Annotated in this window: 8 protein-coding genes and 2 pseudogenes; 7 read left to right on the top strand and 3 right to left on the bottom strand. The window is 68.0% G+C overall.

Annotation, left to right across the window (positions count from 1 at the left end):
• Together TVH25_RS18820 and TVH25_RS18815 are read right to left on the bottom strand one after the other, a co-directional pair.
• Positions 1–408: pseudogene (locus tag TVH25_RS18820) on the bottom strand (hypothetical protein); the annotation flags it as partial.
• A gap of 36 nt (positions 409–444) precedes the next feature.
• A complete protein-coding gene (locus TVH25_RS18815; RefSeq protein WP_296549445.1) occupies positions 445–1,218 on the bottom strand; it encodes a PIG-L family deacetylase in 774 nt (257 codons plus the stop codon).
• Between the two features lie 127 nt (positions 1,219–1,345).
• Here TVH25_RS18815 and TVH25_RS18810 point away from each other — a divergent pair, with 127 nt between their 5' ends.
• From TVH25_RS18810 to TVH25_RS18785, 6 genes and pseudogenes are all read left to right on the top strand, one after another.
• On the top strand, positions 1,346–2,527 hold the full coding sequence (locus TVH25_RS18810) for an MFS transporter (protein WP_240951929.1): 1,182 nt from the start codon (positions 1,346–1,348) through the stop codon (positions 2,525–2,527).
• Between the two features lie 5 nt (positions 2,528–2,532).
• Positions 2,533–3,363: an alpha/beta fold hydrolase gene (locus TVH25_RS18805; protein WP_169619384.1), complete on the top strand. Its 831-nt coding sequence runs from the start codon at positions 2,533–2,535 to the stop codon at positions 3,361–3,363.
• A gap of 82 nt (positions 3,364–3,445) precedes the next feature.
• Positions 3,446–4,780: a D-inositol-3-phosphate glycosyltransferase gene (mshA, locus tag TVH25_RS18800; protein ID WP_169651279.1), complete on the top strand. Its 1,335-nt coding sequence runs from the start codon at positions 3,446–3,448 to the stop codon at positions 4,778–4,780.
• On the top strand, positions 4,777–5,328 hold the full coding sequence (locus tag TVH25_RS18795) for a YbjN domain-containing protein (protein WP_422425178.1): 552 nt from the start codon (positions 4,777–4,779) through the stop codon (positions 5,326–5,328). Before mshA ends, TVH25_RS18795 begins: the two co-directional genes overlap by 4 nt.
• A gap of 374 nt (positions 5,329–5,702) precedes the next feature.
• Positions 5,703–6,029, top strand: a pseudogene (locus tag TVH25_RS18790) (transglycosylase family protein); the annotation flags it as partial.
• A gap of 211 nt (positions 6,030–6,240) precedes the next feature.
• Positions 6,241–7,827: a 4-coumarate--CoA ligase family protein gene (locus TVH25_RS18785; RefSeq protein ID WP_422425176.1), complete on the top strand. Its 1,587-nt coding sequence runs from the start codon at positions 6,241–6,243 to the stop codon at positions 7,825–7,827.
• A gap of 76 nt (positions 7,828–7,903) precedes the next feature.
• Here TVH25_RS18785 and TVH25_RS18780 read toward each other — a convergent pair whose 3' ends face one another.
• Positions 7,904–9,709: a hydroxysqualene dehydroxylase gene (locus tag TVH25_RS18780; RefSeq protein ID WP_422425174.1), complete on the bottom strand. Its 1,806-nt coding sequence runs from the start codon at positions 9,707–9,709 to the stop codon at positions 7,904–7,906.
• Between the two features lie 141 nt (positions 9,710–9,850).
• Between TVH25_RS18780 and TVH25_RS18775 the strand changes: the two genes are divergently transcribed.
• Positions 9,851–10,600 (top strand): phosphoglyceromutase, encoded by a 750-nt coding sequence (locus TVH25_RS18775; protein ID WP_422425173.1) that lies wholly within the window; start codon positions 9,851–9,853, stop codon positions 10,598–10,600.
• The last annotated feature ends 136 nt before the right edge of the window (positions 10,601–10,736 follow it).

The following is a 10,736-nucleotide window of genomic DNA, read 5'->3' as shown; positions in this document are numbered from 1 at the left end:
CGGGGGCACGGGGTGGGTGGGGACGATCCGGACGTCGAGTCGCCCGTCCTCACCGAGGTCCATCAGGACACGGTCGGGGTCACCACGGAATGCCGATCCTGCTGTCGCTCCCAGTTGCGCCACGTCCGCTGCTGCTTCGGGATGCGTAGTCGTACGCAGGAATCCGTTGGGATGCGCGGCGAGACCCAGAGTTGCCCAATGCCCGTCGTCGGAGCGGTTGACGCCGCACAGTGCGATGATCACCCGCCCGGTGTCGGGCTGTGTGAACCGCCAGAAGTAGCCCTCCATCGCGACGCCGTGCGCGACGAGGGGGTTGCCGAACGGAAGATCTGCGCCGGTCGCACGATAGCGCTCGAGCAGCGACCTGTTGTTGCTCTCACGCGTCGCTCGGCGTCCTCGATGTTCCATCGGTTCTCCTTCTCGTCGGTACGGCACGTCGTATCTCTAGAGTGGAAGCGAAGTTTCGTGGAGACCGGGCGGAGCCCCCCGCAGCCGGAACCATTCGGTGCCGAACGCGGCCCTCAACTCTTCGTCGCTCATACCCAGCATGGGGCCGAAATCGCCGATCTGCGACTCGTGTGCGTGCATCGCCGCACGTTTGGCGGCGATCGCTGCGGACACGTCGACCGCGGTGGTCAGTTCACTCTCCGGCAGGCCGAATGCGTCGAGGTCCGGCGGCCGCGCGCCCTCCGCCATGTCGGGGATCGCCGCGAACAGCCGCTTCAGGTGGTCACGGTTCATGGAGGACTCGTACACGGCGTGATGCCCGGTCTGTGCCTCCGCCCGGACACCGACGCGGTGCACCTGAATGTGATCGGGGTGCCCGTACCCCCCGTTCGGGTCGTAGATCGTCACCACGTCGGCACGCTCCTCCTCGATCACGGCTGCGAGGCGCGCCGCCGCCTCCTCGACGTCGACGCGAGCGAACGCGCCGGGGGCATCGTTGGCCGGTGTGCCCGCCATCCCCGAGTCCGCGTACCCGAAAGTGACCAGCCGCGACACTCCGAGGGCCTCGGCGGAACGTTCGACTTCGCGGATCCGTCGGTCGGCGAGGCTCTCTCCCGGGGCGAGCAGCCCGTCCGGGTGCTCGCCTTGTGCACCGTCGGTGGCAACGACGAGTACGACCCGGTGCCCCGCGTCGGCCGCCAGCCGCATCGCACCGCCTGTGGTGAACACCTCGTCGTCGGGGTGCGCGTGAAAGCATAAGAGGACGCCCATACCGTGAATGCTGGCACGGATAACTGTTCCGTGGGGTTACCCGGGCCGGAAGCGACCCGGGACGGCGAGGGCCGGGCATATCGACATCCCATCAGAGAAGAGAACGAGAGCACACGTGTCACAGAGGCTGGGCGGCTCGTACCGCGAGTTGTTCACCGCGCCGGGATCGGTGGCGTTCTGCGCGGCCGGATTCGTGGCGCGGTTGCCGATCGCAATGGTCGGAATCGGAATCGTCACCATGTTCTCGCAGCTGCGAGGCAATTACGGACTCGGCGGCGCGTTGTCCGCGGTGTTCGCCTTGTCGTACGCGTTGTTCACACCGCTGGTGTCGCGGGCCGTGGACCGGCACGGGCAACGCCGGGTACTGCCCGCTGCCGCGGTCGTCAGCGCCACGGCGATCGTCGCAATGCTCGCGGGCGTGCGCCTCGAGGCTCCCGTCGCGTTGCTGTTCGTGTGTGCGCTCCCCGCCGGTCTGATGCCTACGATCGGCGCGATGGTCCGCGCACGATGGACCGAGTTGTACGGCGGTACGGCCCGGCTCCGGACGGCGTTCGCGCTGGAAGCGGTGATCGACGAGGTGTGTTTCATCGTCGGCCCGGTGCTGTCGGTGGGGCTCGGAGTGGCGGTGTTTCCCGAAGCCGGCCCGCTGCTCGCCGCGATCCTGCTGCTCGTCGGAACCTTCACCCTCGCGGGGCTGCGAAAGACCGAACCGCCCGTGCATCGGCACCGCTCGGACACGCCCGGCGTCAAGCTGCTCCGCTTGCCCGCGTTGCTGGCGATCATCGCGATGATGGTCGCGATCGGTGTGGTCTTCGCTGTGATCGACGTCGTTGCGGTCGCGTTCACCGCCGAGCGGGACGCGCCCGGCGCCGCGACCTTCGTGATCGCGCTGTTCGCGACGGGCTCGGCCCTGAGCGGCCTGGTGTTCGGGTCGCGGGTGGCGCATTCCGCGCCGGCACGGCAGTTGCTCATCGCGACGGCGGCGCTGTCCGTCCTGCTGTGGCCGCTGCTGCTCGCCGGCACGGTTCCCGTCCTCGCGGTGCTCTATCTGATGGCGGGCTGCGCGATCTCGCCGGCCATGATCGTCGCCACCTCCCTGACTCAGCAGATCGTGCCCGCGCGTCAGCTCACGGAGAGCATCACGTGGACCGTCGCGGGCCTCGGCGTCGGTGTGGCCCTGGGGTCGGCGGCAGTCGGCCAGGTCATCGATCACGTCGGCGTCACCGCGGGGTTCGGAGTCGGTATCGCCGCAGGTCTGGTCGCTGTGGCCTGCGCCACGGGGATCCATCTGCGGTCCCGGATACAGTGACGCGCATGACAGTCCGCGAAGTCCTCAGCGCCGACGGCACCCCACTCGTGTACCGCGCGTTCGGCCCCGCCGATGCGCCACCGCTCGTGCTCCTGCACGGCTGGGCGCAGTCCTCGACATGCTGGGGCGACGGCGTCCTCGACGCGCTCGCCCGGAACTTCCGGGTGATCGCCGTGGACCTTCGCGGCCACGGATACTCGGGGGCACCCGAGCGCGGTTACGACGACAGCAAGGCCTGGGCCGGAGACGTCGATGCTGTGTTCGCCGCGGAGGGCGTGTCCGAGCGCAACCCCGCCCTCCTGCTCGGCTGGTCCTACGGCGGCCTCGTGATCTGCGACTATCTCGCTGCGCACGGTTCCGCCGCCGTCGCCGCCGTCATCCTGGTCGGCGCGGTCACGAGCCTCGGCCGCGGCGAGAAGGGCGGGCGGGTCGGCCCCTCGATGCGTGCCGCGATCCCGGGTGCGATGTCGGAGGACCCGCGCGACGCAGTGAGCGCGCTGGGCTCGTTCGGGAACGCCCTGACCGGTGCGGCCGAAGGCACGGGAGTCGCGTCGCAAGCCCTGCTCGGCGCGAGTCTGAGTACCCCGCCGCGCGTTCGCTCCGCGCTGTTCGCCCGGACCGTGAGCAACGACGACCTGCTGTCGGACCTCGAGGTGCCGGTGCTGGTGCTCCACGGTTCGGACGACTCGGTGGTCGACGTCTCGGCCGCGCACCACGTCGCCTCGCTGGTGCCGCGCGGGACCACCTCCATCTGGGACGGAGTCGGCCACGGACCGTTCGTCGAGGATCCGGACCGGTTCGTCGACGAGGTGACGCGGTTCGCGCAGTCCCGATAGCGGCAGTGCCCGGAGGGGCGCCGACGGCGCTCGTGCACGAGGTCGCTGCTCGCGTCGATCTGCCGCAGGGCAGTATGGAGGGGTGACCTCCCAGCCCAGCCGTCCGCAACGCGTGGCCGTGATCTCGGTTCACACCTCCCCGCTGGCGCAGCCCGGCACAGGGGACGCGGGAGGCATGAACGTATACGTCTTGCAGACCGCGATCCAGCTCGCACGTCGCGGTATCGAGGTGGAGATCTTCACCCGGGCCACGTCGTCGTCGGATCCTGCCGTGCAGCAGGCCGCGCCCGGCGTCCTGGTCCGCAACATCGCGGCGGGGCCGTTCGAGGGCCTCGACAAACACGACCTGCCCACCCAGCTGTGCGCGTTCGCGGCGGGAGTGCTCCGCGAGGAAGCGCGTCACCCGCAGGGGTACTACGACCTGGTCCACTCTCACTACTGGCTCTCCGGTCAGGTGGGCTGGCTCGCGCGCGACCGGTGGGGCGTGCCGCTGGTCCACACCGCGCACACCCTGGCAGCGGTCAAGAATGCGTCGCTCGCCGCCGGCGACACCCCGGAGCCCGCCGCCCGCCAGATCGGCGAACAACAGGTCGTCGCCGAAGCCGACCGCATGGTCGCGAACACCGCCGACGAAGCGGCCCAGCTCGTGCGGATCTACGGGGCCGACCCGTCGCGCATCGACGTGGTGGCTCCGGGGGCCGACCTGTCGCGCTACCGCCCCGGCGACCGCGACGCGGCGCGTGCGGAACTCGGGCTCGATCCCCGTGAGACCGTCGTGACCTTCGTCGGACGCATCCAGCCGCTCAAGGCGCCGGATGTGCTTCTTCGGGCGGCCGCGCGTGCCGTCGCCGACGCCCCGGATCTTCCGCTGAGGGTGCTCGTCGTCGGCGGACCGTCCGGTACCGGGCTGGAACGTCCTGATGCGCTGATCGAGCTGGCCTCCGAACTGGGCATCGCCTCGCGTGTCACCTTTCTGCCACCCCAGCCGGCCGACCGCCTCGCGCAGGTATACCGCGCGTCCGATCTCGTTGCGGTGCCGAGCTATTCGGAATCTTTCGGTCTCGTGGCCATCGAAGCGCAGGCATGCGGCGTTCCGGTGCTCGCGGCGAACGTGGGCGGACTCGGCGTCGCGGTCCGCGACGGGCAGACCGGTGTGCTCGTCGACGGGCACCGCACCGACGACTGGGCGGCGGCCCTACGGTCGCTCGTGAGCGACCCCGGGCGGTTGCGAACTCTCGCGGCCGCAGCGCCGAAGCATGCCGAGGGCTTTTCCTGGGAACACACGGCAGAAGGATTGATCGACAGCTACCGGAAGGCAGGCATGAGACGAAACCGGGCGTTCGGGACGAGCGAGCACGCACTGCGACGGCAGCGCGGGCTGTGGAAGCTGCGGCGCACCGGGGGAGTCAAGGCATGACCGAGCAGTTGATCGAACGCATCGAATCCACCTTGCGGGACCGGGAAATCGACTTCTCCCGCAAAGAAGGCGGTCATGTCGTCGTCGACCTGCCGGGCGAGAACAAACTCAAGACCACGGTTCTGCTCTCGGCAGGCAACCATGGCGTGCGCGTCGAGGCGTTCGTCTGCCGCAAGCCCGACGAGAACTTCGAAGAAGTCTTCCGGTATCTGCTGCGCCGGAACCGCCGCCTCTACGGGGTGGCGTACACGCTCGACAAAGCGGGCGACATCTACCTCGTCGGGCGGATCGCCGAGCATGCCGTGACCCCCGAGGAACTCGACGCGGTACTCGGACAGGTCCTCGAAGCCGCGGATTACGACTTCAACATCATCGTGGGTCTCGGTTTCGTCTCGTCGATCAAGCGGGAGTGGGAGTGGCGCGTCTCGCGCGGCGAACCGTTGCGCAATCTGGAGCCGTTCCGGCACCTGATCGAGGAGCAGACCGGTACTCCTTTCGACCCCGCACCGCGCAACAACGAGGCCGGAACCGACTCCACCGAGCCGTGATCCGCGCCCGTTTTGCGAGGCATGCGGTGGTCCTTTCTGTGACGCTGCACACATAACGGCGGCGTGAACCCGATTCCTCGGGCCGCGCATTTTCCGCTCGACCTGGGAAGTTACCTTCCTGTGTCCGAATTTCCTGAACGTCCGTGCAAGAAAACTGCGACGTGACCGCTCCGTGATGAGCGCTTACCGTCGTTGTAGGCCCGAAATCAACGGGCGTTACGCACCGGCCCCGCCGCAGCTTTCTGCCCCGCGGGTTGTTCGGATTCACAAGCTCAGGGCAGAGCGAGACACGCGATCACCGGAGCGGCACCGACCGACCGGATTGCCCGGCATATGCCGTCTCGCGAGCAACGCCACGAGAGGATTCATTTCACATGGCAAAGTTCGACATCAAGCGCACCCTCGGTACCGTTGCCGCCACCGCAGCACTCGTCGCCACCCCCTTCGCCTTGGGTACCGGAACGGCGAACGCAGCGTCCGGTAACTGGGATGCCGTCGCGCAGTGCGAGAGCGGCGGAAACTGGGCGATCAACACCGGAAACGGCTACTACGGCGGTCTGCAGTTCTCGCAGAGCACCTGGGAGGCCTACGGCGGTACGGGCTACGCGCACAACGCGTCTCGTGAGGAGCAGATCCGCATCGCGGAGAACGTGCTCGCGGGCCAGGGTCCGGGCGCATGGCCGGTCTGCGGCCAGTACCTCTGATCCTCGGATCGAGAGCGCACAACCCAGCTTGTGACGAGCCCTGCACGCGAAATAGTTCGCGTGCAGGGCTTTTCGTCCTTTTTCAGGCTCGGTGTCTTCCGGTGATCAGGGCCACGATTCGGCTGTGAGGTCTCTCACAGTCGTGCGGTATCGTTGCCCCGACGGTACGGCACCTGCGTGCCCTCGAGATCCGCTCGGAGGAGAACACATGAGTTTCCGCAGCCCTTTTCCCGACGTCGAGATACCCGACCTCAGCGTCTACGACTTCCTCTTCGGGTCCATCGACGAGGCCGATCTCGATCGGCCCGCGCTGATCGACGGCCCGTCCGGGGACGTGACCGACTATCGCACCCTCATCGGTCAGGTCGACGGGATCGCCGGTGCGCTCGCCGCCCGGGGTATCGCGGTCGGAGACGTCGTGGGCCTGCTCTCACCCAACGTTCCGGCGTTTGCCTCCGTATTCCACGGCATCCTGCGTGCCGGTGCCACCGCCACTACGATCAACGCGCTGTACACCGCCGCGGACATCGTCAAGCAACTCGAAGACTCCGAGGCCAAGGCTCTCGTGACGGTCTCGCCGCTCCTGCCGCAGGCAGCGGAAGCGGCGAAGGCTGTGGGAATCCCCGACGACATGCTCATCGTTCTCGATGGCGCAGAGGGTCATCCGTCGCTCAGGGACCTGCTCGCCGAGCGCGCTGCGGCTCCCGACGTGAGCTTCGATCCGGCGACGCATCTTGCTGTGCTGCCGTATTCCTCCGGCACCACCGGCCGCCCCAAGGGCGTCATGCTGACACACCGCAACCTGGTCGCCAATGTGTGCCAGATCAATCCGCGCATGGGGATCGGACCGCAGGACAGGGTGCTGGCGGTGCTGCCGTTCTTCCATATCTACGGCATGACTGTGCTCCTCAATGCGGCCTTGTCGAATCGGGCAGCGCTGGTGACGATGCCGAAATTCGACCTGGTCGAGTTCCTCGGTCTCATCGCCAACCGCAAATGCACCTACGTGTTCATCGCCCCGCCGGTCGCGGTGGCGCTCGCGAAGCATCCGCTGGTGGACCAGTACGACCTCTCGAGTATCCACACCGTGTTCTCCGGCGCGGCGCCGCTCGACAAGGCGCTGGGCGGTGCGGTCGCGGCGCGGCTCGGCTGCAACGTCCGGCAGGGTTACGGAATGTCCGAGATGAGTCCGGTGTCGCACGCAATCCCGTTCTCGGACAACGAGACCGAACTGGATTCTGTCGGGCCGGCGGTCGCCAACATGGAATGCAAGATCGTCGATCCCGTGACCGGTGAGGAAGTCGAGTACCCCACCGGCGAAGGAGTCTCCGAGCCTGGCGAACTGTGGTGCAAGGGCCCCAACATCATGGCCGGATACCTGAAGAACGACGAGGCGACCGCCGAGACTCTCGATGCGGACGGGTACCTGCACACCGGGGACATCGCGACCGTGGATGCGCAGGGGGCCGTCAGGATCGTCGATCGGCTGAAAGAACTCATCAAGTACAAGGGCTATCAGGTGCCGCCCGCCGAACTCGAGGCGTTGCTGCTGACCCATCCGCAGATCGCGGATGCTGCCGTGATCGGTGTCACCGACGACGAGGGCGAAGAGATTCCGAAGGCGTTCGTTGTGCGGCAGCCCGATTCGTCTCTCACGGAGCAGGACGTGATCGAGTTCGTCGCCGAGCGCGTGTCTCCGCACAAGAAGGTCCGGCAGGTGCAGTTCATCGACGTGGTGCCGAAATCTGCCGCGGGCAAGATTCTCCGTAAGGATCTGCGCGTCCCGTCCGCGTAGGAACCGGAACGGGACAGGGTCCGGACGCGCGTGCGACCCCTCGTCGCTGCGTCCGGGCCCTGTCCGGGGACCTTCGTCACCCTGCGAGGATGTGCGGCAACCCGGCGTGAAAGCGGTCCGCATCGACGCGACGGAACGGCTCGAGTTCCGGAGGTTCGTGCAGGCGGTGCATGGCGGGCGGTTGCGCCGTGGATCCCGAGGCGACGAGCAGGGCAGAGACGGCGGCACGCGCGGACTCGTTCGCTGATTCCATGGTGGCCAGGTCGATGTCCGTCCGCACGTAGTCGCCGGCGAGGAACAGGTTGGGAATCGCCGTGTGGGCGTCCGGCCTGTTCTTCCACGAGCCGGCGGTGTTGATGAGCAACGGCGTGTCGTTGGTGTTGTGTCCGCTCGCGGCGTTCCAGCGGACCCCCGGATCGAGGAACCACGAGACGAGGTCGTCGTCGCGCAGCACGGGTTCGCCGACATCGTTGAGGCAGCGCTGCATCTGCACCCACGTCTCGCGGGCGATCTCGTCGGGGGTGCACTCCTTGGCGGTTTTCCCGTAGAGGATTCCGGGAGTGTCCCAGTCGGAGATGTCGACGGACAGGCAGTCGTGGGCGCTCCCGTCGCCGTACCGCGCGGCGAAATCCCCTCGCCAGAACTGTGCCTGGCTGATCGAGGTGAGTGCCCACGGGGTGCCGAGATAGGCCACGTGTCCCTGCGCGATTCGGGTGGGTGCACGCAGGAAGTACTGGATACCGACCATCCAGTCCGTCGTGAGGTTGCGCATGAGTTCGAGCCGGGGATCGGCGTCGAGGACGGCCGGAGACCACAGCGGCACCGCGCGCTCGACGGGCATCGCCGCGACGAACCAGTCGGCGTCGGCAACGGCACGATTCCCCGAGGAGTGCGCAACCCGGGCCGCGGTGACCCTGCCGCCCGCGAGGTCGAACTGATCTGCACGCCAGCCCATTTCGAATTTCACCCCGCGCTCGCGCAGGAGCGCTGCCCACGGGTCGATCCAGGCTTCGTTCGTCGGTGCCGAGAGCAGGCGGTCGAGGTGCCCGTAAGACGGTACGGTCCCCAGCGCGTTCCAGACGAACGCCTGGCCCATGATGCCGATCGTGCGGGTCGACACCGTCTGCGGACGGGCCGCGACGAGTTGCCGCGTCAGCGCGGAGACGAGGATGTCGCGGTAGCCCTGCGACTTGCCGTCTGCTTCCAGGGTCTGCGACCACGTCTGGTGTTCCCACTCGTCGTTGCGGCGTTCGAGGCAACTGGTCAGGAACATCACCAGTTTGCGTGCGAACACCGCGAGTTCGTGTGGGGGGATGGCACCGCCGAGGGAGAACGCGGCACCGAGCGACTGCTGCAGTGAGTCGAGATCGTAGACGTCGAGTCGCAGCGGGCTGATCGAAGCCGGTGCGGTGAGGTCCGGGCCTCCGGGCATCGACATCCGGAAGGCCGGGCCCGACACCAGGTTGTCGAACACTCCGTTCGGGTTGCCGGGAAACGGGATTCGCCGCATCGTCTCCGGGATGTGCTGATAGAAGCCGGGGAAGAACCGGAACCCGTGCTCTCCCGGTAAGTCGAGGCGGCCGCCACTGCCGGTGCCGGGGGACGGGATGCTGCGTGCCTTGCCGCCGAGTGCCGTCGGCTCGTAGACAGTGACGTCGAATCCGCGCTCGACGAGTTCGTGGGCGGCCGTGAGTCCGGCCATTCCGCCGCCGAGGATCGCGACGCGACGGCCGGTCGAATGGACCGCGGGCGCCCTCCGCACCGGGTGGGGCGCCCCCGCCCCCGGCGGACCGGCCCCGGCAGCGGGTGGCAGCGCGGCGGCGGCGCCGAGCGCACCCAAGGCGGTGAGGACGGAGCGACGGGACAGGCGTGCGTCGGACATGGAACCCCCCAGTTCGGCGACGACGGCGACAGCCGTGCGGTGCGTTCCCGTGACGACATTGGCAACGCACGTTGTCAAATATGGCCGATGATTGCCCCTCCCGTGGGCGAAATCGACGTCGCACCGTGTCAGGATTGGACCATGAGTATCGGAACACTGGTTCTGCTCCGCCACGGCGAGAGCGAATGGAACGCGATGAACCTCTTCACCGGCTGGGTGGACGTGCACCTCACCGACAAGGGCGTCGCCGAGGGCAAGCGCGCCGGCGCGCTGCTCGCGGAACAGGGTGTCCTGCCCGACATCGTCTACACGTCGCTGCTGCGCCGTGCGATCAGCACCGCGAACTTCGCCCTCGACGCCGCCGACCGGCACTGGATCCCCGTCGTCCGGGACTGGCGACTCAACGAGCGTCACTACGGCGCGCTGCAGGGCAAGAACAAGTCCGAGATCAAGGACGAGTTCGGTGAAGAGCAGTTCATGCTGTGGCGCCGCAGCTACGACACGCCGCCGCCGCCGATCGAGCCGGGCTCGAAGTACAGCCAGGACACCGATGTCCGGTACGCGAATCTCGACGAGGTTCCGCTGACCGAGTGCCTGAAGGACGTCGTCGAGCGGTTCATCCCGTACTGGGAGTCGACGATCTCGCAGGACCTGCTCGCCGGAAAGACGGTGCTGGTCACCGCGCACGGCAACTCGCTGCGTGCGCTCGTCAAGCACCTCGACGGTATTTCCGATCAGGACATCGCGGGCCTGAACATCCCCACCGGCATCCCGCTCCGTTACGACCTGGACGAGAACCTCCGCGCCCTCAACCCGGGCGGAACCTACCTCGACCCCGAGGCCGCCGCTGCCGGCGCCGCGGCAGTCGCCAACCAGGGCGCGAAGAAGTAGTGCCGCCGCCGGGGGGCGCGGCGGGCCGCGGGGGGGGGGGGGGGGGCGCCCCGGCCCGCGGTGTCGGGTGACCGGGCCGCTCTCTACGGCGGGAGCCTCGAACGAGATCTGTGTGACCGGAATGCACTGGTAGACA

Source organism: Rhodococcus sp. 7Tela_A2 (assembly GCF_049311045.1).
Taxonomy (GTDB): Bacteria; Actinomycetota; Actinomycetes; order Mycobacteriales; family Mycobacteriaceae; genus Rhodococcus.
Note: the sequence above shows the minus strand (reverse complement) of the source record. Positions and strands in the feature narration are given on the sequence as shown.

Excerpts from the sequence above, each read along its gene's own strand:
- TVH25_RS18775 (WP_422425173.1), top strand. The coding sequence starts at position 9,851 with ATGAGTATCGGAACACTGGTTCTGCTCCGCCACGGCGAGAGCGAATGG.
- TVH25_RS18780 (WP_422425174.1), bottom strand. The coding sequence starts at position 9,709 with ATGTCCGACGCACGCCTGTCCCGTCGCTCCGTCCTCACCGCCTTGGGT.
- TVH25_RS18795 (WP_422425178.1), top strand. The coding sequence starts at position 4,777 with ATGACCGAGCAGTTGATCGAACGCATCGAATCCACCTTGCGGGACCGG.
- TVH25_RS18785 (WP_422425176.1), top strand. The coding sequence starts at position 6,241 with ATGAGTTTCCGCAGCCCTTTTCCCGACGTCGAGATACCCGACCTCAGC.
- TVH25_RS18815 (WP_296549445.1), bottom strand. The coding sequence starts at position 1,218 with ATGGGCGTCCTCTTATGCTTTCACGCGCACCCCGACGACGAGGTGTTC.
- TVH25_RS18805 (WP_169619384.1), top strand. The coding sequence starts at position 2,533 with ATGACAGTCCGCGAAGTCCTCAGCGCCGACGGCACCCCACTCGTGTAC.